Origin of the sequence: Arthrobacter globiformis, from assembly GCF_046536215.2 — a bacterium.
In the GTDB taxonomy this organism is placed as follows: domain Bacteria; phylum Actinomycetota; class Actinomycetes; order Actinomycetales; family Micrococcaceae; genus Arthrobacter; species Arthrobacter globiformis_E.
Genome location: NZ_CM143421.1, coordinates 153,491 through 174,707 on the forward strand (window position 1 = coordinate 153,491; position 21,217 = coordinate 174,707).

22 protein-coding genes are annotated in these 21,217 nt (G+C 66.5%); 11 read left to right on the forward strand and 11 right to left on the reverse strand.

The window, feature by feature from the left end; genetic code table 11:
• Positions 1 to 151: 151 nt before the first annotated feature.
• Positions 152 to 757, reverse strand: a complete 606-nt coding sequence (locus R5O87_RS00755; protein ID WP_410556994.1) for a TetR/AcrR family transcriptional regulator — start codon at positions 755 to 757, stop codon at positions 152 to 154.
• On the opposite strand from R5O87_RS00755, the gene R5O87_RS00760 reads away from it, so the two are divergent.
• The gene (locus R5O87_RS00760) at positions 741 to 2,243 is read left to right on the forward strand and encodes an MDR family MFS transporter (protein WP_410556995.1); all 1,503 of its coding nucleotides are present in this window, start codon (positions 741 to 743) and stop codon (positions 2,241 to 2,243) included. The genes R5O87_RS00755 and R5O87_RS00760 overlap by 17 nt on opposite strands.
• A gap of 204 nt (positions 2,244 to 2,447) precedes the next feature.
• Here R5O87_RS00760 and R5O87_RS00765 read toward each other — a convergent pair whose 3' ends face one another.
• On the reverse strand, positions 2,448 to 3,467 hold the full coding sequence (locus tag R5O87_RS00765; protein ID WP_410556996.1) for an alpha/beta fold hydrolase: 1,020 nt from the start codon (positions 3,465 to 3,467) through the stop codon (positions 2,448 to 2,450).
• 110 nt (positions 3,468 to 3,577) lie between these two features.
• On the opposite strand from R5O87_RS00765, the gene R5O87_RS00770 reads away from it, so the two are divergent.
• The 3 genes from R5O87_RS00770 to R5O87_RS00780 all read left to right on the forward strand — a co-directional run bounded on the left by R5O87_RS00770 (position 3,578) and on the right by R5O87_RS00780 (position 6,522).
• Positions 3,578 to 4,534 carry a helix-turn-helix domain-containing protein gene (locus tag R5O87_RS00770; protein WP_410556997.1) on the forward strand — a complete coding sequence of 319 codons (957 nt, stop codon included), beginning with the start codon at positions 3,578 to 3,580 and terminating at the stop codon, positions 4,532 to 4,534.
• Positions 4,535 to 4,636: 102 nt separating this feature from the next.
• Positions 4,637 to 5,887, forward strand: coding sequence for a hypothetical protein (locus tag R5O87_RS00775; protein WP_410556998.1), 1,251 nt, complete (start codon positions 4,637 to 4,639; stop codon positions 5,885 to 5,887).
• Positions 5,888 to 6,096: 209 nt separating this feature from the next.
• Positions 6,097 to 6,522, forward strand: a complete 426-nt coding sequence (locus tag R5O87_RS00780) for a ChaB family protein (protein WP_410556999.1) — start codon at positions 6,097 to 6,099, stop codon at positions 6,520 to 6,522.
• Between the two features lie 2 nt (positions 6,523 to 6,524).
• On the opposite strand, the gene R5O87_RS00785 is transcribed toward R5O87_RS00780, so the two are convergent.
• Positions 6,525 to 7,043, reverse strand: coding sequence for a DUF2087 domain-containing protein (locus R5O87_RS00785; protein ID WP_410557000.1), 519 nt, complete (start codon positions 7,041 to 7,043; stop codon positions 6,525 to 6,527).
• Between the two features lie 474 nt (positions 7,044 to 7,517).
• Between R5O87_RS00785 and R5O87_RS00790 the strand changes: the two genes are divergently transcribed.
• The 3 genes from R5O87_RS00790 to R5O87_RS00800 all read left to right on the forward strand — a co-directional run bounded on the left by R5O87_RS00790 (position 7,518) and on the right by R5O87_RS00800 (position 9,934).
• Positions 7,518 to 8,357 carry an aldo/keto reductase gene (locus R5O87_RS00790; protein WP_410557001.1) on the forward strand — a complete coding sequence of 280 codons (840 nt, stop codon included), beginning with the start codon at positions 7,518 to 7,520 and terminating at the stop codon, positions 8,355 to 8,357.
• A 10-nt stretch (positions 8,358 to 8,367) separates the two neighbouring features.
• Positions 8,368 to 8,874, forward strand: a complete 507-nt coding sequence (locus R5O87_RS00795; protein ID WP_410557002.1) for a mycothiol transferase — start codon at positions 8,368 to 8,370, stop codon at positions 8,872 to 8,874.
• Between the two features lie 274 nt (positions 8,875 to 9,148).
• Positions 9,149 to 9,934 carry a dienelactone hydrolase family protein gene (locus R5O87_RS00800; protein WP_462836357.1) on the forward strand — a complete coding sequence of 262 codons (786 nt, stop codon included), beginning with the start codon at positions 9,149 to 9,151 and terminating at the stop codon, positions 9,932 to 9,934.
• Between the two features lie 39 nt (positions 9,935 to 9,973).
• On the opposite strand, the gene R5O87_RS00805 is transcribed toward R5O87_RS00800, so the two are convergent.
• The 6 genes from R5O87_RS00805 to R5O87_RS00830 form a co-directional block, all read right to left on the reverse strand.
• Positions 9,974 to 10,564: a DoxX family protein gene (locus R5O87_RS00805; protein ID WP_410558533.1), complete on the reverse strand. Its 591-nt coding sequence runs from the start codon at positions 10,562 to 10,564 to the stop codon at positions 9,974 to 9,976.
• A 141-nt stretch (positions 10,565 to 10,705) separates the two neighbouring features.
• Complete coding sequence (locus R5O87_RS00810) at positions 10,706 to 11,092, reverse strand: Hpt domain-containing protein (protein WP_410558535.1); 387 nt, start codon at positions 11,090 to 11,092, stop codon at positions 10,706 to 10,708.
• 148 nt (positions 11,093 to 11,240) lie between these two features.
• Entirely contained in the window at positions 11,241 to 12,365 is a 1,125-nt protein-coding gene (gene rlmC, locus R5O87_RS00815) for a 23S rRNA (uracil(747)-C(5))-methyltransferase RlmC (RefSeq protein WP_410558536.1), read from the reverse strand.
• 45 nt (positions 12,366 to 12,410) lie between these two features.
• Complete coding sequence (locus R5O87_RS00820; protein WP_410558537.1) at positions 12,411 to 13,304, reverse strand: ribonuclease Z; 894 nt, start codon at positions 13,302 to 13,304, stop codon at positions 12,411 to 12,413.
• Between the two features lie 201 nt (positions 13,305 to 13,505).
• Positions 13,506 to 15,293 carry an HNH endonuclease gene (locus R5O87_RS00825; protein WP_410558538.1) on the reverse strand — a complete coding sequence of 596 codons (1,788 nt, stop codon included), beginning with the start codon at positions 15,291 to 15,293 and terminating at the stop codon, positions 13,506 to 13,508.
• 258 nt (positions 15,294 to 15,551) lie between these two features.
• A complete protein-coding gene (locus tag R5O87_RS00830) occupies positions 15,552 to 16,700 on the reverse strand; it encodes a glycoside hydrolase family 16 protein (protein ID WP_462836358.1) in 1,149 nt (382 codons plus the stop codon).
• A 480-nt stretch (positions 16,701 to 17,180) separates the two neighbouring features.
• Here R5O87_RS00830 and R5O87_RS00835 point away from each other — a divergent pair, with 480 nt between their 5' ends.
• On the forward strand, positions 17,181 to 17,837 hold the full coding sequence (locus tag R5O87_RS00835; RefSeq protein WP_410557098.1) for a DNA alkylation repair protein: 657 nt from the start codon (positions 17,181 to 17,183) through the stop codon (positions 17,835 to 17,837).
• Between the two features lie 28 nt (positions 17,838 to 17,865).
• On the opposite strand, the gene R5O87_RS00840 is transcribed toward R5O87_RS00835, so the two are convergent.
• Positions 17,866 to 19,245, reverse strand: a complete 1,380-nt coding sequence (locus R5O87_RS00840; protein ID WP_410557097.1) for an ammonium transporter — start codon at positions 19,243 to 19,245, stop codon at positions 17,866 to 17,868.
• Between the two features lie 357 nt (positions 19,246 to 19,602).
• Between R5O87_RS00840 and R5O87_RS00845 the strand changes: the two genes are divergently transcribed.
• The 3 genes from R5O87_RS00845 to R5O87_RS00855 all read left to right on the forward strand — a co-directional run bounded on the left by R5O87_RS00845 (position 19,603) and on the right by R5O87_RS00855 (position 20,596).
• On the forward strand, positions 19,603 to 19,875 hold the full coding sequence (locus tag R5O87_RS00845) for a hypothetical protein (protein WP_410557095.1): 273 nt from the start codon (positions 19,603 to 19,605) through the stop codon (positions 19,873 to 19,875).
• A gap of 7 nt (positions 19,876 to 19,882) precedes the next feature.
• The gene (locus tag R5O87_RS00850; RefSeq protein WP_410557094.1) at positions 19,883 to 20,323 is read left to right on the forward strand and encodes a DUF1810 domain-containing protein; all 441 of its coding nucleotides are present in this window, start codon (positions 19,883 to 19,885) and stop codon (positions 20,321 to 20,323) included.
• A gap of 96 nt (positions 20,324 to 20,419) precedes the next feature.
• Positions 20,420 to 20,596, forward strand: coding sequence for a CsbD family protein (locus tag R5O87_RS00855; RefSeq protein ID WP_003800599.1), 177 nt, complete (start codon positions 20,420 to 20,422; stop codon positions 20,594 to 20,596).
• Between the two features lie 97 nt (positions 20,597 to 20,693).
• On the opposite strand, the gene R5O87_RS00860 is transcribed toward R5O87_RS00855, so the two are convergent.
• Positions 20,694 to 21,203, reverse strand: a complete 510-nt coding sequence (locus tag R5O87_RS00860) for a metallophosphoesterase family protein (RefSeq protein WP_410557093.1) — start codon at positions 21,201 to 21,203, stop codon at positions 20,694 to 20,696.
• Positions 21,204 to 21,217 lie beyond the last annotated feature (14 nt).

The window sequence follows — 21,217 nt, forward strand, 5'->3', positions numbered from 1 at the left end:
CCCCCAAATGAGGGGTCGTTTCATCGCCGAATTGTCGCTCAGGCCTATGCAGGGCTAGCTGGCACTAAAAAAAATGGTGCAAGCGACGCTTGCACCATTCGGAAGTCGGAAGTCGGAGGCCGGGCAACGCTCGGGCAGGCGGGCGTCGATCTCAGAATCCAGGCGGCAGAAGGCCCGAGGAGATTCGTGCTGCTGCCTCCAGGATGTCCTTTTCGTCAGCGTCGAGATCGCGCGCGGCCATGCCCAGCATGTTGATGCTGAGGAGGGCGAACCGGACGCGCAGCTGGTCTTCCACGCTTGCTCCGGGCGGCGTGAGGATGGCGAACAGTTCGGCTGCCGTGGCGGCCATGCCTTCATGCTGGCCCGGTTCCGATTTGATGTCATGGACCAAGCGGTGGTTGGCGCCGAGGAAACGGAGCATGCGCAGGCCCTGGCCGTGCATGATCTCGGTCCAGCGGGCGATCACGGTTCGGCGCACGTCCGGGCCCGGCTCCTGGGCGCGGGCCCACGCCACCAGGTCAGTGATCTGCCCGCGCATGGCCTCCATCAGGGCACGGACGATGTCTTCCTTGCTCTTGAAGTGGTAATACAGCGCGGCCTTTGTGAAGCCCAGTTCTTCGGCGATCTGGCGCATCGACGTCGACTCGTAGCCCTGTTCGGAAAACAGGCGCAGGGCGACGGTCTGGATGTTCTCCCGGGTCCCGCCCGCGGGGCTCACACCCCGCCAGATCGTCACCGCCATGAGCGGGCTGATCATTGCCATGCTGCTCGCACAGCTGGACAACATGATTGTGGCCCCGGCCCTGCCCACGATCGTCGGTGAGCTGGGCGGCATGGACCACCTCGCCTGGGTCACCACCGGGTATGTCCTCGCCTCGACGGTGGCCACCCCCATTTGGGGCAAACTCGGCGACATCTTCGGGCACCGGCGCACGTTCATGGCTCCAATCGTGGTTTTCCTTGCCGGGTCGGCCCTGTGCGGGATGAGCCAGGACATGGTGGAGCTCATCGGCTTCCGCGCCTTCCAGGGCCTGGGTGCCGGCGGGCTGATGGTGGGCATTATGGCCGCCATCGGTCTCATGGTCCCTCCCCGGGAACGCGGCAAGTACCAGGGCATCATGATGGCCGTCATGCCGCTGGCCATGATCGGCGGCCCGCTGCTGGGCGGCTTCATCACAGACAACGCCTCCTGGCGCTGGGCGTTCTACGTCAACCTTCCCCTGGGCATCCTCTCCCTGGTGGTGTGCTGGTTCACCCTTAAGCTGCCCCGCCAGGAACGGAACTCCAAGGTGCGGATCGACTGGTGGGGCTCCGCAGTTCTGACAGTTTGGATCACCTCGCTCGTGCTGATGCTCAGCTGGGGCGGTAGCCAGTACGACTGGAACTCCCCGGAAATCATTGGCCTCGGCGCCGCGGCCGCCGTCGGGCTGGTCCTCTTCCTGGTCATCGAAAGCCGGGCCGCCGAACCTGTGATCCCGTTGCGCCTGTTCGCCAGCAGCAACTTCTCGCTGGCCAATGCGCTGGGCTTCATCGTCGGATTCGCCATGTTCGGCGGGATCACCTTCCTGCCCCAGTTCCAGCAGTACGTCCAGGGCCAGTCAGCGACAAGCAGCGGGCTGCTGCTGATGCCCATGATGATCGCCGCGATGGTCGTTTCGCTGTCGGGCGGCCTGCTGATCAGCCGCACCGGACACTACAAGTCGCTCCCGATCGCCGGGTCCGCCCTCATGGCCGCAGGCCTGTTCCTGTTCTCCACCATGGGCCTGGACACTCCGGCATGGCAGTCGGGCGTCTACATGGCGATCCTCGGGGCCGGCATGGGCTGCATGATGCAGACCACCAACCTCATCGCCCAAAACAGTGTCGACATCAAAGACATCGGCGCAGCAACCGGCACCAGCACGTTTGCGCGGAACATGGGTGGTTCGCTCGGCGTTTCGGTCCTCGGATCGATCTACGCCAGCCGCCTGGCTGACGCCATGGGTGGCAGTACCGGTGGCACCGAAAACCTGCACCAGAACGGTCAGATCACTCCGTCGGCGCTGCACTCACTGCCGCAGGCGGTCCAGGACCTCTTCAAGCAGGCTGTGACCGGCGGCATCCAGAGTGTTTTCTTCTGGGCCGCCGTCGTCGCTGCGGCCGGCTTTGTGCTGGCACTGTTCATCCGCCACGTTCCGCTGCGGGGCCACGCGCCCTCTCCCGCCCAGACCGCGGAAGCGACAGCAGAAGAACTCGCCTACTAGGATCGTGGACCGACCGGAGGCCGCCACGCGAGTACTACTTGTGGCGGCCTTCGCGGCGTCTGTGCGACGCCGATGCGAAGTTTTGTGACAGACCTTTAATACTCACAACAAGTTTTTACAAGATCCTGATGGACGAGCCGTATGACGACAATTCGGAAACGAACTAGTCATCAGCGGATCTGACTGCCGGGCAGAACCGACAAGTCAATGCTTTACGGGCACGTTGGCGGTCACGAACGCCTTGATCCTGCTGGCCATCGCTGGTGCGTGCGTCCAGTGCAGGTAGTGTCCGCCGGGAATCATCACCGTTTCGTGGTGTCGGAGGCTTTGCAGCCGGCTCTCGTGCAGCGCAGGGTCCGGAGTGGTCTCCTTCGCCGAGGCGAGGAATGTGAGCACCGGGAGGTCGTCCGGGTAGCGCATTGCCTGTACCTTTCGGGCGTTGTCGGCAATCCTGTTGGTCTCGTCGAGGACGGATGGGTTGCCGAAGTTCCAGTTCGCCATCTTGCGCATCTGATCGCGCTCGCCGGAGGTGTAGGCGGTGCCGTCCGGCTCCACGAGGCTGGGTGCGAGCGCTGTGGCCCAGCGGAGCAGCCCGCTGGCAGCCGCCAGACCTTCCCAGTTGATGCCGCCGGAAGGCACGCCGGTCTGGTCTGCGTGGATGGTATTGGCGGCGGGCACTGTGGGGTCGATGCCGATGACTGCCGAGACGTCGCTGCGGTACCGGTTGGCGTAGGCGAGCGTGTAGAAACCGGAGATGGAATGGCCGCCGAGGATGTAGGGACTGGGCACATGCGCGTTTGCCAAGGCCTCATGCAGCTCTGAGGTGATGTTCTCGACTGTGCGTTCCACCGGGGGCTGGTCGCTGTATCCGTAGCCGAACCCTTCGACGACGACGACCTCGTAGTCGCCAAGTTCCCGGACGAGCGGTGCAAAGTCCAGCGCCGGTGCCGGCGTCCCGAGGCCGCTGAGCAACACAATCGACTGTCCGGTCCTGCCGTTCCCCGGTGAGCGGACCACGTTGACGGAGCCGTGGCTTGTCTGCACTCTTTGCCCGTACGGAACGGTTGCAGACCGCTCCGCCTGGTTCATGGCAAAGTTGGCGGCTGCGGAGGTGAGGAGGAGGCTCGTCACGATGGCGGCCGTCATGCCCAGGATGCGCAGCCGGCGAGTAGCAGGCCGGGAAGAAGCCGGCAGGGGAGCCGGTGAGAGGCGGGAGCTGATCATGGGTTAAGACTGGCTTCCGGCGGCTGCGAGGGGAGTGGTAAAAATTGCCAGGATGAAAAGGATTCTGCAGACAGGGATCCGGACACTGGCGGCGTGGGTACAGTGGCCTCATGCACCGTGTGGTTGCCCTGGCGTTGCCGGATGTCGTTGCCTTTGACCTTGCGATTCCAGCGCAGGTCTTCGGCCATGAGGACGAGCGGAAACTGTACTCCTTCGCCGTCTGTGCGGCCGAACCAGGTCTGGTCCCCACCACAACCGGGTATGCCATCCACGCCGCGGAGGGGCTCAAAGCCCTGCTGTCAGCCGACACCATCGTCGTGCCCGGATTCAGCCCGCTCAACGACCCTCCGGCCAACGTCTGCGAAGCCCTCCGTGAGGCGGCGGGAAACGGAGCCCGCGTGGTGTCCGTCTGCACCGGAGCTTTCGCGCTGGCGGCAGCCGGCCTCCTTGACGGGAAACGCGCCACGACCCATTGGCGGAACGCCCAGCGCCTTCAGACCCTGCACCCGGCAGTCACGGTCGACGCCGGAGTGCTGTACATCGACGAGGGCGGCGTCAGCACCAGCGCGGGTGTCGCGGCCGGGATCGACCTGTGCCTGCATCTGGTCCGCAAGGACCATGGCACCGAGGCAGCCAACCGCATCGCCCGGCGCATGGTGGTGGCCCCCCATCGCGAGGGCGGCCAGGCGCAGTTCATTGAACGCCCCGTGGCCGCGCCGCTCACCCACTTCGCCGACACGTGCGCCTGGGCCAGGCAGCATCTTGCCGAGCCGCTGACCGTCGTCGACATGGCCGTCCACGCCGGCTGGGCGCCCAGCAGCTTCGCACGCAAGTTCCTGGCGGAGGCGGGAACGACGCCGCTGCGCTGGCTGACCAGCCAGCGCATTGCCGAGGCAAGCCGTCTGCTCGAAACGACCGACCTGACCGTGCAGGCAGTCGCGGCCAGGACAGGCTTGGGAACAGCAGCCAACTTCCGGCTCCACTTCATGCGCGAACTCAACACGACACCTTCCAGTTACCGACGCCTTTACCAGGGCCGCAACCGGAGCCTGACGCGGGAAGCGTAGTGGCAAGGAGCACGCCCACGGGTGCAGCGCGCCTGGTGGCACGCCGCGCCAATGGTAAGTACCGTCGTCGTAAGAACCAACGAGAATTCAGTCAGGGGCAGCATGAGCAAAAACGGCAGGAACCGGAACAAGCGCAAGGGTCCCGCCCGTTCGGGAAGTCCGGCCGCACGCGGCTCTTCGCCAGCTTCCCTGAGCTCTTTCCGGGCGGGGCGGGCGGTTGACTCGCTCGCGCCGGCCTTTGTCAGGTGGTTCGACGACGGCGCTCCCGGCGCTGCTGCCACCGCCCTGGATTGCCTGGCAGCCATAGAAAGCGTCATGGGCCGGTACATGGACCGCGTGGCCGCCGCTGACCTGACACGCCTGGACCCTGTGATCCTGGCCGAAGCCCTCGCTGCCGATCTCGCCTCCACGCCGGCAGAAGATGAAGACGACGACCGGGGTGAGTTCGTCGTCGCGGCCGTGCACGGGTTCGTTGACTTCCTTGCGGACACGGACCGGTGGTCGGGTTCAGCCGAACAGCTCGCCGACGTCGGTGAACTTCTCAGCGCCCTTGTAGGGGAGACGGACGACTGGGCCCTCGTCGACGTGCCCGTCATCTCCGACGAGGATGCCCTGGAGGTCTTCTCGGAGCTCCCGCTGATCCGGCGGACCACGGCGCTGCTTCAGTGGATCGGCGACGCAAAGCCGGTGACCGCAACCGGTGCGCTCCGGACGAAGGATATCGAAGCGGCCGCGGCGTGCTTCGGGCTCAACGTCAGGGGCGGCCCCAAGCAGGCCGGAGCCCCTGCGGCCGGGCACGGTGGTTCGGAAAAGCAGACAGTCCGCAGCATGTACGAGGTGCCGCTGCTGGCGCAGGCGTGGGAGGCGCTGGCCCGCACTGAACTGATCAAGATCGGGCCAACGAAGGCGGAGCCGTCGGCGGCCTCCGCCGTCTTCCAGGCCGGCAGCACCCCGGACCGTCTGGAAGAGCTGGTGTTCTTCGTCGAGCAGTTCCTCTCGGCCTCGGTGCTTGGCTATGACCCTGAACAGCCCTGGGAGGTCCTCGTTGCCGCGACGGTGGCCTCGATCCTTCTGGCCGCGGCCTCGGAGGATCCCCCGCGGACCGACAGTATTCTGGACCCGCGGGCGGGGGCTTCGGCAGAGGAGAGGGCCACCGTCGAGACGCTGAAGACCGCGGCCCTGGCCCAACTCACGGGCCTTGCGGAGCAAGGGATCCTGACGATCGACACCCATTTCCGCGTACCGCCTGCGGTGGTCCGGTGCATTGCAACCACCTATGAGGACGCCACGGTCCTGGAGGATCTGGGCCTGTTGGACATACCGGACCTGGATCTGGATTCCGAGGATGCCTAGCACCGGGACTTGTTGGCTGTCAGGAGGCACCAAGCTTGTTGAGGCGGAAGCGAAGCTTTGATGCGCCATCGGAACCAAGCCCACTATTGGCCACACGCAGTAATTCCGAGAAGCGGATTTCGTCCCACTCGCCCATGCCAAAACGAGGCATCAGTGCCAAGCTGGTTCCATCCGCATGATTCGTCTGTTGGTGAAGGAGCGTGGGTGGCATGCCCAAGACCGGCAAGAATGATCACGCCCGCAAGGACGAGCTTCCCTCGACCCTGCAGCGTTCGGACCAGAAAGCCCAGGACACTTTCGCCAAGACCTACGATTCAGCACTTGAGTCCTATGACAATGACGAGAGCCGGGCCGCCCGGACCGCCTTCGCATCGTTAAAGCACAGCTATGAGAAGGTGGGTGACCACTGGGAGCCGAAGGAGAAGCGCGGACCTTCTGACCAGCACGCAGAAGAGGGCATGGATTCCCCGGCGCCCACCGCCGGAGGCGTGGACGCCAATGCTTCCAAGGAGCACCTCTACAAGCTGGCCCGGGAACTGAACATCGACGGACGTTCCAAGATGGACAAGGAGGAACTTGTCGAGGCACTGCAGAAAGCCAACGACGCCGCCACCCGGAAGGCGCGGGGAGACTGAGCCTACCGGTCTTTGGGGCGGAAGTAGGCGGATCCCGACGGCGTTCGGTCCAGCACGCCGAAATCGATCATGTAACGGCGCAGCAGCACTACATCGTCGGTGTAGCTCAGGAGCCGTTCGTTGACCTTTCGCTCGGTGAGCTCCTCGCCCGGCTCGAAGGTCTCGCCTGCGATCCAGGCCAGGAGTTCCCGCCGCTCCGCCTGGTTGGCCGGATACCTGTCGATCCGGCCAAGCCGCATGAACCGCGCCACTCCGGTCTGCGGCTGGCGCTTGGGCTGCTGCGTCAGGAGGTCATGGAAAATCGACTCGGATGCCTCCAATTCATTGCCGGCGGTCCGTTCAACCAGGCCAGCGTCGAGCAGGGCCGCGACGGCCCGGTCGCGCCGTTGGCCGTGGACGCCCGAAGGCACGTCGGTTGCCCCGAGTACTATCTGTGCGTAGGCGGTCCGGGCATCTCGGTTGGCGAGCGCCGCCATTACCCGCCGCCAGTGCGGCCCGCTCTGCCTGGTCTCCCTGCTCACCGCAATTCCCCTTTATCCTCTGGCCTCCCGGGACGGTGCCGGTTAGCGTTGGCGGGTACAACAGGCAAAATCGTAGTCCCGGGCGGTCCAGGCCGGAAGGCGCCGTCGGATGCGCTCGCGCTTTGGGGGAGATCTCGGACGCCATCACCATCAATCAGTCCGCGTGGCACTCCATGTGGCCCGGCTGGTCCTTAATTCCCGGTGCCGTCTCCCTCCTCCATCGCCCGGAAGGGGCACGTCGAACCTCTGGCGCCTGACCGGCGTCGTGATGTGAAATGGTTCCGGGGACAACTGTGAGTGAGCGGGCACGAAACGGCAGGGAACAACCTGGGCTATTGCGCCGGCCGTGTTGGGCGCATGGCTTCCGGAGTCATACCAATGGTCCAGGTGGCCCGCTCGCGCCTGGGTTCCTCCGCCGCCGCCCCGCTGGGAGGCATACTTAGGGTGACCCGCCCCCGCAGCAGAGGAAATTTGATGACGCCGAACGAGGCAGTACCGAATGTCACCCTGAACAACGGCGTCCAGATCCCGCAGCTGGGCTTCGGCGTCTTCCAGGTCCCGCCGGAAGAAACCCAGCGGATCGTGGAGGACGCCCTGGAAGCGGGTTACCGCCACATCGACACCGCGGCGGCGTACGGCAACGAGGCAGCGGTCGGCGCCGCGATCGCTGCCTCGGGGATCTCCCGTGAGCACATCTTCCTCACCACCAAGCTCCGCAACGGCGAACAGGGCATGGCCCGGGAAGCCTTCCAGAACAGCCGCCGAGCATTGGGCGTCGACTACGTTGACCTGTACCTCATCCACTGGCCGGTGCCATCCCGGAACCTTTTCACCGAGGCATGGAAAGCGATGGAGAAACTGCATTCAGACGGCGAGATCCGTGCGATCGGCGTGTCAAACTTCCTGGCGGACCACCTGGACACGCTCCTTCAGTCGGCGGACATTGTTCCGGCGGTCAACCAGTTCGAGCTGCACCCCACATTCCAGCAGCCCGAACTGGCGGCAAAGAGCCGCTCTCTGGGCATCGCCGTGGAGGCGTACAGTCCCCTGGGCCAGGGTGCTGACCTGGACGCTGCGGCCGTGACGTCCGTGGCCGACAGGTACGGCGTCACCCCGGCCCAGGTGGTGCTTGCCTGGCACCTCGCACAGGGCACCATCGTCATTCCCAAGTCGGCCAACAGCGGCCGGATGCGGGCCAACCTGGCTGCCACCGGCGTCGTGCTGTCGGCGGCCGAGATCAGCGGGATCACTGCCCTCGAAGCCGGTGCCCGCATCGGTTCTGATCCTGCCGTCGCCGCCCACAGCCAAATGTAAAGGGGACCCCATGAAATCCAACGAAGTCCTGCTGGACGCCTTTGGCCGTATCCGCGAGATCGTGGAAGCCACCCTCGAAGGGCTCGACGACGAAGCCTTGGTTCGAAGGCCTGCCGGCAACGGCAACTCCATCGGATGGCTGATCTGGCACCTCAGCCGGGTGGAGGACGCGCAGGTGGCTTCCGCTGCCGGGCGGCAGCAGGTCTGGACTTCGCAGGGCTTCGCGGGCCGCTTTGACCTGCCGCTGCCCGAACGGGACACCGGCTACGGCCATTCGTCAGACAAGGTCGACGCCGTGCGGGCTCCGCGGGAGCTGCTTGCCGAATACTACGAGGCGGTCCACCGGCAGACAGCGGAGGTTCTGGGCACCCTCGGCGACGACGGCCTCGACCGGGTCGTGGATACCCGCTGGGACCCGCCGGTAACCTTCGGCGTCCGGCTGGTCAGCACGATTGCCGACTGCCTTCAGCATGCGGGGCAGGCCGCCTATGCCAGGGGCCTGAAAAACGGCGGCTAGGCCTGGCCGCCCGCGGTGCACGCGGTCCTCTTGTCTGGTGTTGGGGTTCGGAGGAGGATAAGCGGCAAAAACTCCAGGAGGCCGTCATGACGCAGCTTGGCAAGTTTGAGAAGTACCTGATCGAGGAATTTTTCGACGACTACCGCGCCGGGGCCATGAGCCAGCACACGTTCACCCGCCGGGTCGCGTTCATCACCGGCAGCATGGCCGCCGCGGCCGCCGCGATGCTCCTGGTCGGGTGCACACCCCAGGAAGTTCCCCGCAGCACCGACCCATGCCCACCCCCACCCCGACGTCGGGCTCAGCTACGGGCACTGCCTCGGGCGGCGCCGTCCCGGGGGCGAAGAGCCCGCTGTCCGTTCCCGAGGGGGCGCACGGCATTACGACGTCGACAGTGAGGTTTGCGTCCGGCGGCACCGAGATCAGTGGTTACCTCGCCAGACCCGAAGGCGGGAAGCCCGGCCCCGCCGTCCTGGTCTGCCACGAGAACCGCGGGCTGACACCCCACATCCAGGACGTCGCCCGGCGCTTTGCCAAGGAAGGATATGCGGCCCTGGCGATCGACCTGCTGAGCAGGGAAGGCGGCACGGCGAGCCTGGACCGGGATGCCGTCCCCGGTGCCCTCACGCAGGCGGGCGCGCAGCGGCACGTCGCGGACTTCGCGGCCGGATTCGACTACCTGCAGAAGCAGGACTTCGTGGAGCAGGGCCGGATCGCCATGACCGGCTACTGCTTCGGCGGGGGCATCACCTGGCAGTCGGCGGTGGAGATCACCGGCCTCAAGGCGACGTCGGCCTTCTACGGTCCTGCCCCTGACCTGGACAAGGTGCCGTCCATCAAGCCTGCCGTGTTCGGTGTCTACGCCGAACTGGACGACAGGATCACCGGACCCATGCCGCAACTCCGGGATGCCCTGGCGGCAACCAGCGTGCGCAACCAGCTCAAGGTGTATCCCGGCGTCGACCATGCCTTCCACAACGACACCGGCGAGCGCTACAACGAGCAGCAGGCCACGGCGGCCTGGAACGACACGCTGGCGTGGTTCAAGAAGTACGTTTAGCTGTCGCCCAAAGCCGCCATTGCGTGAAGTGCCGGTTGCCTAGCCTGTGCTGTCCGGGCCGGTGGCGCTCGCCGTCTCCGGACCGGCCTGGCCGGACGCGTCGCGGGCCAGTGCCTTCTGGCGGCGGTACACCTGGACCGCGATGGCCGTCGGAATCACTGCCAGGGCAAGGGCCCGCATCCAGGGGCGGTCCAGGACGTGGCCGGTGACCGAGTCGAGGGAGAAGCTGCCCGGGCCGCCAATCGTGAAGGATGCTGCCGCGAGCCCCAGGACTGCCGGGTATTCAAGGCCGCCTTCAGTGGCGAAGAAACCGTTGGGGGCGTGCACGCTGGCCGCAACACCCATGGTGGTGGCAGCAGCGGCACCCGCAGCGGGGGTGCCGAGGCCCAGCGCCAGGGCAAGGCCGGCGCCTGCTTCGCCGAGGCCGGCGAGGACCGCGCTGGGCTTCGCCGGGCGGAAGCCCATGGCGTGCATGCCCTTGCTGGTGCCTTCTATCCCGCCGCCGCCGAACCAGCCGAACAGCTTCTGGGTGCCGTGGGCGATGAGGACACCGCCGAGGCCCACGCGGAAAATGGTCTGCGCAGCGGTGGCGGCTGCCGGGGCGACTTGGCTGGTGCTCGTGCGGCTCATGGAAGTCCTCCTGTAATCGGTTCAGCCGTGCGGCTGCTCTTCAGGCGATCGTGTCCGACGATTCTACGTCCGCGGGCGGAGGGGTTTCAGGTGCCTTTGGTCCGGTGCGGGGCACGGCGAGCCGGGCACCCGCCGTCGTCCTTAATCCTGGCCCTTGGGCCGAGACTGTGGGAGGTGCCCCTGGCGTCCGGCTTCACGCAGCAGGAGCCGGATGTTCGCATACAGCACTGCCCTGACCGCATCGGGCTCGAGCCGCTGCCCGCGCCGGATGCGTGATTCCAGTTCCTTGCAGCACCGCTCGAGGCGCAGGGCTCCCGCCATGGCGGACGTCGCCCTCAGGCTGACGACGGCGTCCGCAGCCATCCGCGGGTCACCCCCGGCCAGGGCGCGAAGGATCTTCGACGCCCGGTCCGGCAGCATCTGAAGGTAGTCATCGATGAAGGCCTCGGCGAAGGCCGGACCCACCTCGGCGGCAAGGGTCTGCAGCGGGCCGGCGTCCAGGACGGGGATTTCCTCTGCGCCGTTCACCCTGCACCGCCCGCTGCTGTCACCTGCATGCCCCCGCCCATCGGCCCGTGCCGCACCTTGCTGCGCGGCTTACCGGACACTGTCGCGCGGGGACCTCAAGACGGGAGAAACTTTTGCCGATCTTCGGCTCAAGAATCCGGGGACGTGGCTAGGCCCGTTCGAGCAGCACCATGACTTCGTAATGCGTGGTCTGCGGGAACATGTCCAGCACCCGTGCCCGCCGGGCGGTGAACGAGGGGAGTGCAGCCAGGTCACGGGCCAGTGACTGTGCATTGCAGCTGGAGTACACCACGTGCTGCACGGAGGAGGCTTCCAGCCAGCCGCACAGTTCCTTGCCGATGCCGCGCCGTGGCGGATTGACGATGACCAGTTCGGGCGCCCGGTCCGCGGCGACGGCAAAGGCCGTGGCATCGCCCGCCTCGAAGCGCATGCGCTGCAGGCCCGCCTCGTCGCTGCTGAGCCTGGCCGAAACGATGGCTTCACGGCTGGTTTCAATGCCGGTGACGTCACGGGACGGGTCGGCGCAGTGCAGGGCAAAACCGCCGACACCGCAGTACAGGTCCCAGACCGATGCCGGCGCCAGTTCATTGACCCACTCGCGCCCCTGCCGGTACAGGGCCGCCGCCATGTCGCTGTTTGTCTGGAAGAAGCTCTGCGGCCGCAGGTGGAGATCGAGGTCATTGACGCGCATCCGCAGCGTGGACTGGCCGGTGAGCAGAATCTCGCGGTCGCCTTCCAGGACTGCCTTGTGTTCCGGGTGCAGGTTGACCGAGACCACCTTCACCTGCGGCAGGGCGGCCACGAGCGCGGGGAGGTGCTCCCGGATGCGCGGCACCAGCTTCTCCGAACGCAGGACCAGGCGCAGCATGACCTCGCCGTCGGGGGATTCGGTGATGATCAGGTGTTTGAGCTCGCCGCTGCGCCGGGGGACATCGTAGGGCGTCAGATGGGCCCGGGTGATGAAGGCCGCCAGGACGGGGAAGCATGCGAGGAGTCCCGGGGAGCAGACGCCGCATTCGCGCAGGTCAACGCCGCGGCCCTCGGCGTCGAGAATCCCTATGGTGGGGTTTTTGGCCGTGCCGCCCACCACCATCTTGGCTTTGTTGCGGAAGCCGGACTCGCGGCTCGCCACAGGTGGCAGCCACTCTACGGACGCGTGGTCGGAGAGGAGTGTCTGGCAGTGGAGCTGCTTGCCGGCCAGCTGCTCGTCGTAGGGCCTGCCCATGTGGGTGCAGGAGCGGCAGCGGGCGGCATCGAAGTAGGAACATTGCATGTCTGGTTAATTCTACTTTTTCCGCAGGCCGCTTCTGGCCGCCGGTCAGGAAGCGGACCGCTGCCGCTTGGGAAGGCTGATCCGGTCCAGGTCATTGGCAGGTACGACGGCGGTCCCTCCTGAGCGGGCCCGTGCCTGTTGGGCCAGGATGTCCACGTCGCCGTAGCGGGAGGAAAAGTGTGTGAGCACGAGGGTCCCGGCGCCGCTGTTGGCGGCCAGATCACCGGCCTGCCCCGCCGTGAGGTGCGCGTACTGGGCCGCCAGCGCGGCGTCGTCGTCGCTGAAGGTGGATTCCGTGACGAGGAGGTCGACGCCGTCGGCCAGGCCCTCGGCTCCCTCGCACGGGGCGGTGTCCATGATGAAAGCGAAGCCTTGGCCGGTGCGCGGAACGCTGACGTCCTGAAGCCGCACTCCCCGGAGGATTCCTTCCCGCTGCAGACGGCCCGCGTCCGGACCCGTAATGCCCGCGGCCGCCAGCCGCTCCGGAAGCATGGTGAGGCCATCGGGCTCGGTCAGCCGGTAGCCGTAGGTCTCGATCCGGTGGCGGAGGGGCCGCACCTCGAGCCCGGGGGCGATTTCCCCGGCATCCGCGTGCGGTTGCAGGCGAAGATCGATGCCGGGAGAGGCCACGGACACGAGTGCCCGGACAACGTCCTCTCCGGACGCGGGATAGTGCAGGTACACCGGGTGCTTGACTCCGTCCAGGGCCATGCGGGACAGTACGCCCGGAAGCCCGTAGCAGTGGTCGCCGTGGACATGCGTCAGGCAGATGCGGGTGATCTGATTGGCGGAGACACCTGCATGGATCATCTGGCGCTGCGTGCCCTCGCCGGGGTCGAACAGGAGGCCCTCGCCGTCCCACCGCAGCAGGTATCCGTTGTGGTTGCGCGTCCGCGTCGGGACCTGCGATGCGGTTCCAAGGACGACGAGTTCGCGCATGACACCGAGTGTCTCACAGGCCCGGCAGTCGCATTGGCCCGGCAGTGTCCCACGGGCATGGCGGACAGCAGGCCGGCAGGCGTGCCCGCGGACGACCGCCGGCGGCGCTCGCGGGCGTCAGCGAGGGCAAACATCATTGGTCGCACGCGCTGGCTGGCGTCAATTCGGGTGGCGGCCGTCAGCCCCGAGGGTCCCGGCCCGTTAGAGCGCCGGGACGGGGCCTTCGGACTGGTGTGCTGCCCGTCGTCCGGCTCCGGGAGGGCCCGTCTCACCTGGCCCTGCTCCTGAAGGTCTGGTGCCTGGCAGCGGGGGCGCTGTGGATTGGTAGGTGTGGCCGGTGGGTGTGGTGATTTCGATGGTGTGGCGGGGTCCTGGTCTGGGTTGTGCTTTCCAGCCGGGGAGTTCTTTGGTGTGGTTGCAGGCTTCGCAGAGTTCGGAGCCGTTACTTAACGAGGTGGGGCCGTCGTTGTGCCAGGGGATGATGTGGTCGTGGTGGCGGATGGGGGCGTCGCAGTAGGGTGTGCGGCAGGTGTCGTCGCGGAGTTGGATGAAGCGGCGCAGCGGTGCGGGGAAGAGACGCCGTTTGGAGTCCATGGCCACCAAATCGCCGGTGCCGGGTGCGGTGTAGAGCCGCCGGACCCAGGTCTTGAGTTCTTTTAGGTTCCTGGCTGTATCGACATCTGCCAATGCATGCCCCTGCGCCGGATCCTGCCCTGGTGCCGGAGTGTGACCCCGCCCCGGGCTTTGCCCCGGTGCCATCCTCTTCCCTTGGGTTAGCAGGTTGCGGGCGAAGTCGGCGGGGATGATGCCGTAACCCGGGATCCGGGCGGGTTCGGAGTCGCCTTGGAGGAGGGTGCGGTCGGTCATGACGAGGTTGAGTTCGATGCCGGTGATGCCGCCGGGGGTGCCGGTGGTCCTTTCGACCAGGGTGTCGGCCATGGCCTGGTCGCGGGAGCGTGGGTCCCCGGCGGCGTGGAGGGTATCGGCGTGACGGGTCAGCGCCGCGTACACGGTGACGCCTTCGTGGACGGGCAGCAGGGCTGTCAGGTAGGTCATGCAGTCCGGTGCCGGGCGTAGGCTGACTCTCCGTTCGGAGACGGCGTGGCTGGCGCGTTGGGCGACGGTGCGGGGGTCGCGCCGGATGGCGGCGGCGCGGACAGCGGCGATGACGGCACGGGTTCCGGCGCCGGTGAAGGTTCCGGTGTCGGCGGCGAGTTCCTCATCAACAGCGGCCCGGTCCGCGACAGTCAAACAGGCGGTCTCTTTCGCGATGTGCGTGACGCGTTCTTCGTTCAGCTGCCCGGTCTCCAGCGCGGCCAGGGTGTGGGGCATCTGCACCAGGGCTTTGGCCGTGCCGAGGAGCCTCTGCCCGCGGTTCGGGGACTCGCCCCGGGCCAGCGCGATCTGTTCGGCCGCACCCAGGTCCCGGTCTTTGCCCCTGTCTTTGCCCCTGTCTTTGCCCAGGTCCTCGGCGGACAGGGCCGGTCGGTCGGTGGATTCCTGCCGGAGCCGGGCCTCGAAGGTGACGGAAAGCCTCGCCTGTTGCCCGGCGGCCCAGCACTTGACGTTCTCGTACGCCCGGACCTGGTCGATCAGCCCGGGATTGTCTGCGGTCAGGTCAGCTGCCGGAAGAAACCACCCCGAGGTTGGTCCAGTGTCCTGGACGCTGGACCCGGGTGCGACGTTCGAGGCAGTAGCGCCGCCGGAGGGACCGCCCTCGTCAAAACCACCGTCTCTAAAGACGCTCTCGGCCAAGACGTCCCCGTCGAAAGGACGGTCCGCAAAAAGGACCTCAGGAAACGGGTCCTCCGGCAAGGACGCCGGATACACGGCGTCGAGATCATCGTCATAAGGCAAGCCGTAGTACGGATCGGCGTCGAGAACGGCGGCATCAGGGACGTGGTAAACGCCATCAGAAACCGCGGCAGCCTGCAGGACGCCGCCGCGCGGCGCCCTCGCTGTCACTGCCGATTTCCCAACAACATCCATGAACACAGTCTGCCAAGGGGGTCCGACATTAAAGGGCCGATCCGGCACCGGATTAGGCAGGATTCGAAAACTTTATTGAATCCGCTAGAGAACGAAAACTAGGTAGCAGATCAGGGCGTTCCCAGCGCTGAGAACGCCCTGAAGTGCTCCTTAGTTGGCTGGCGCAAGCCAAAGGTAATGGAGGCACTTGGGGGAATAGAGCATGAAAAAGCGAAGGGTGCCCGCTCAAAGCGGGCACCCTTCGTCGCAGGCGTGCTGTTACTTGTAGACGCGCACCCAGTCGACCTGCATCTGGGACGGCGTGAGGCGGGTACCGTCCGGGAACCAGTCGAGCTGCAGCGTCTGGTGCATGCTGCCGGAGGGCTGGTGCGCCGGGTTGGTGTCGGTGAACGTCTTCACGCCGTCGATGTAGCCGGTGATGCCTGTGGGGGTCCACTCCACGGCGTAGTTGTGCCACTGGGTGGTGTCAACGGCCTTCGAGGCGTAGGTCTGCTTGCTGGAGCCGCTGCACGCGTAGTGCAGGAAGAACTTCACCAGGGCCGTGTCAGAGGTGCTCTCGGCGTAGTCGATCTCGGCGCAGGTCGAGGACTTGGTGTCGGGCCACAGGATGAGGACCGGATGGTATTCCGGATCACGCTGGTTGGTCTTCATGCGGGTTTCCCAGCGGCCATACTTCTGGTTGGCGAACTTCGCCGACATGCCGCCGGTGGTGCCGGCCGAGTCGCCGCTAACGGTGGCGACACCGTTCGCGACGGACCAGGCCTGCGGGCTGCGCAGGCCGTTGCCCGCATGGCCGGAGCTGTTGTACACGCTCCACTTGGTCCGGTCCGGGGCTCCCGTGTAGTTGAACTCGTCGCCGGCGACGACCGAACCCCAGCCGAGGGTGCTGGCGGCCTGGGTGCCGCTTGCCGGCGTGGACGCTGCTGGAGCGACGGCCGCCGGGGCGGGAGCGGGCTGGGCGGGAGCCGCCGGTGCCTTCGGCGCCGCGGCCTCCACTGCGGGGGCGGGAGCGGGAGCAACAGGGGCGACGACGGCGGGCGCAGCCTTCGCCGGAACAGCGGCTTGGGCGGCGGTCTCCTTTAGTGCCGCAGCCTTGGCAGCGGCAGCTTTCGCCGCGGCCGCCTTGGAAGCGGCGGTCTTTGCCGCCGAAGCCTTCGCAGCGGCAGCCTTCTTGGCGGCGGCAGCCTTGGCTGCGGCAGCTTTGGCTCCGCTCGACGGCGAGACAGCGGACGCCCGCTTCGCGGCAACGGAGCCGTTGGACGACTGGGCGGCGGCCTGGCTGGTGGAGGCGGATCCCGCGGCGGCGGCAGTCTGCCCGGCAGCCTGTTCCGCAGAGGGAGTGAGGCTGCATCCGGTCAGCGAAAGTGCGCCGATGCTAATGGCAATGGCTATGTTCTTCTTAAGCAAAAGACCCCTCCGGGCAAACGGCTGCCGCGCAGAAGGCAGCCAAAATGTAGGCGGTAAAGAAAAGCGCGAAGCGATTCTGGGCCCCGGTCGACGAGGCCTGAGCGGCCGTGTTGCCGCCCTGCGCATCCGGAGCCCAGCGCTGGCCTCCGGGACCCCCAGCGGGGCCGTCCCATGGGGAACAGGCGTCAACGTTACTCGATCGTTACCAACGCCCGCAAAACGCCGGCAGCGCTGCAGCGGGACCGTGCAACCGTTTCCCCGACCTGACCTGCGGGAACACTTTTATGACGCGGGCTGGAAACAGGGCCCGGAAAACGGCCGGGAGAACACGGATCCGGAAACGCGGCGCACAAAAACGGCCCCGAGAACACGGAGCCGGAAACGCGGCCCGCAAACACGGCCCGGACACAGGGGACCCGCCCGCGTTCAAAGCGCGTCGTGGGGTTGGACTGGCCGGCGCGTGCCGGAAAGAATGAGCGGGTGAGTGCTGCCGGCGAATTCGTGGATGACACCTTGCAGCGCGAGGCTTCCTGGTACCGGGCCGAGGAGATGCGCCACCGGTTCGGCAGCGGTATGCGGTACTACGGGGCGTCGGTTGGCGCGGTGCGCGGAACGGTCCGGGACGCCCTTCGCCGCCACACCGGATTTGGCCACGACGAGGTCACCGCCCTGAGTTCCGAACTCTGGGAGGTGCCGGTCTACGAGCGGCGCCTGGCCGCCGTCGTCCTTCTGCAGTCCAAGGTGGGGCTGCTGACCAACTCCGACCTGACGCGCATGGAGGGATTTGTGCGGGACGCGCAAATACCGTCGCTGGTGGACCCGCTCGCCGTCGACGTCGTTGGTCCGCTGGTGGACGGGCTTGCGGGCCAGGCCCGCATGCGTGCCGACGCGGTGCTGGAGCGGTGGGCGGGGGACCCCGATGCCTGGCTCCGCCGCGCGTCCCTGTTGGCACCGCTGCGGGCGCTGAGATCCGGTGGCGGTGACTGGGATGGTTTCGTCCGCCGCGCCAGGATTGCCGCGGACGCGCAAGCAACAACGACGACGGCGGACAGCCGCCCCGACCGTGAAGCCGTTGACGCCGTGCTGGACGCCGTGGCTGAACGAAGGCCGGAGCTCCGGCTCGCTTTCCGCCACTAGGACGTGGAGCCCACGAATAACAGAAGTGCTAGACCGAAGCCGGTGCGGGCTGCAGTTCCTCTTCCGCCTCAGGGGAGACAGAGTCGTTTGCGGCAGGGCCGGCTGGAGCAGCTGGCGTGACCGCCGGGCGGACGGACGGAGCCGCGGCGAAGTGCGGGCGGAGCGGGTGGAACTGGCTGTGTCCCATGCTGCCGAATTCATAGGCGCTCTCGGCATGCTCGGACCGGTCGACGCCGGCCACCTCGGCCTCATGGCTGACCCTGAAACCGATGGTCTTGTGGATCGCGAGGCCGATGATTGCGGTCACCAGCCCGGAGAGAGCGAGCGTGATGAGAACGGCAACGGTCTGGGCGATGAGCTGCTGGACGCCGCCGCCATAGAAGAGGCCGCCGCCTTCGCCGTTGACGGGGAGGGCAATGAAGCCGAGAGCGAGGGTGCCCACCAGGCCGGAGCCCAAGTGCACGCCGACGACATCCAGGGAGTCGTCGAAGCCGTACTTGAACTTCAGTTCGACGAACAGCGCCGAGGCCACTCCGGAAACCAGGCCCAGGCCGATGGCGGCCACTGGGCTGATGTTGGCGCACGACGGCGTGATGGCCACGAGGCCGGCGACGGCACCGGACGCGGCGCCCAGGGAGGTGGGGTGGCCGTGGCGGATCTTCTCGGTGAGCAGCCAGCTAAGCATGGCGGCGCACGGCGTCACCAGGGTGTTGACCCAGATCAGTCCGGCCTGTTCTGCCGTGGTGGCGGCGCCGGCGTTGAAGCCGAACCAGCCGAACCAAAGGAGTCCGGCACCGAGCATGATGAACGGGACGTTGTGCGGGCGGTGTCCCGGGTCCTTGCCGAAGCCGTGGCGCTTGCCGACGATCACGGCCAGAACCAGGGCGGCGATGCCGGAGCTGATTTCGACGACGGCGCCGCCGGCGAAGTCGATGACCTGGCCGAAGATGGCGGTCACTGCTCCGCCCTGGCTCATGAGGCCGCCGCCCCAGATCATGAATGCGAGCGGGCAGTACACGGCCGTGATCCAGATCGGCACGAAGAGAACCCAAGCGGTGAACTTGGCACGGTCGGCGATCGCGCCGCTGATGAGGGCGACGGTGAGGATCGCGAACGTTCCGGCGAAGCCGGCCTTGATCAGGTCGGGGGTGGCCATCAGGCCGCCGAGGCCGAAGCTGGCGAACGGGTTGCCGAACAGGCCCAGGACGCCTTCGCCGGTGCTCATGGAGTAACCCCAGAGCACCCAGACGACGCCCACGATGCCGGCGGACACGAAGCTCATCATGATCATGTTGAGGGAGGCCTTGGCGCGGGTCATGCCGCCATAGAAGAGGCCCAGTGCCGGGGTCATGAGCAGCACCAGTGCCGCCGACACCATCATCCAAACGTTCGCCGCAGTGATTTCCACGCGTTTTCCCTTCCCAGGAAACTCATCCTTTCCGCGGCCCGCTGATGCCGGCGCCGCGCCCCTCATTGATAGTGGTGGATTTATGTTTCGGGTCTGGGCGTGGCAAGTTACGCAGGGGTTTCAAAAATCGCGCCTACGTAAAGCCCGCGTGACTGCCGTGTTTCGGATTTGTTAACGGAGTCTGTTGGCCGGGATGGTTTTCGTCTCAAGCTGACGTGGTTTTGCCGGGAATGCAGGGCGAGGCCGGTGAGCCGCCGTGAAAGCTGACTCTGGAAGGCCGCGTTACGGGCACATGAATGAAACATATCCTTGGCCGGTTCTGTTGACCGGATCTGAGCGGGGCGGCCACCATGGGATATGACTGAATCTGCAGCTACCGGCGATGACTATTTCACTGAGAATCCGCACGCGGATGTTGCGGCGGATGCCGCTGGCGCCACGGCAGGGGCGGACAGCCCCGGTAGCGTCGAAGCCATTGCCGAGGAGGTCCGCGACGAGATTAGGCTGGGCCATGTCGAGGACGATGTGAGCCACGTTCTCAAGGAGCGGCTGGACGGTGCCGGCATCAGCATGCGGCCTGAAGACGTGGACGACCTCGCCGAGGACATCGAACGGGACGTGTCCAGCTAGGAGCGCCATGAACGACCCATATGACCTGGAGCGGTTCGTCAGCGCCCAGAATGACGGCGCCACCTACGCCCAGGCCCTGGCGGAGCTCCGCGCCGGCAGCAAGCGCAGCCATTGGATGTGGTTCGTCTTTCCCCAGGTTGCCGGCCTGGGGCAAAGCGCCACGTCCAGAAGGTACGCCATCGCGTCCCTTGATGAGGCCCGTGCCTACCTGCAGCATCCCGTGCTGGGACCGCGGCTGATCGAATGCGCCACAGCGGTGGATAACGTGGGCAACCGCGGCGCGGCGGAGATTTTCGGCGGCATCGACTCCCGGAAGCTTCAGTCGTCCATGACGCTGTTCCTCCGGGCGGCACCGGAAGAACAGGTATTCCGGAGCGTCTTGGAGCACTACTTCGGCGGGCAGGCCGACGCCGCCACCGACGGGCTGCTGGCGGACCCGCGCGGCTAAGTGGTAGTTGCCCTTCACCCGGATAGGTGGCGGACCTAGACTGAGAGGACGAGCCAGCCTGCAGCCAGCGGGCTGGGCAGACGGAAGGACAGTGGCATGGGTCTGGACGACAAGATCGACAATGCAGCAGAAAAGCTTGGCGGCAAGGCCAAGGAAGGGGCTGGCAAGGCCAGCGACGATCCGGGCCTTGAGGCCGAAGGTAAAACTGACCAGGCGAAGGCCGATCTGAAACAGGCCGGTGAAAAGGTCAAGGACGCCTTCAAGAAGGACTGACCAAACAGGATCACCACGTCTGATTCTCCGTCTGCAGCGGAGATTCGAAGGGAGTCCCGCCAGGAACAGCGGCAGGGCTCCCTTTCCTGTGTGCGGGTCAGGGCGTGGAGCTGACCGCCACCAGCTGGACGTCGGTCAAACTGCCGTTTACGACGACGGCGGTCATGTACGTGCATACAGGTTGCCGGCGGCGGTCCGTGGGGGAGCCGGGGTTGAGCAGGCGCATTCCGCCGGGCGCCACTGTGTCCCAGGGAATGTGGGAATGGCCGAAAATGAGCACATCCGTATCGGGAAAGAGCGCCTCGCAGCGCTGTTCCCGGCCCTTGGCCTGACCGGTCTCGTGAATCATGCTGAACCGGACGCCGTCGAGCGTCACACTGGCCGTCTCCGGCAAGCGGCGCCGCAGCCCGTCGCCGTCGTTGTTTCCGTAAACGCCGATCAGGCGCGCGCTGCGCTGTTCGAACTCGTCGAGCATGCGCTCGCTGACCCAGTCGCCTGCGTGGAACACCACGTCCGCTTCCTCAACGGCGGCCCACACCTGTGCGGGCAGTGCCTTGGCGCGCTTCGGGACATGGGTGTCGGCTACAAGGACCAGGCGCAGGCTCATCGAAGCATCTTCCC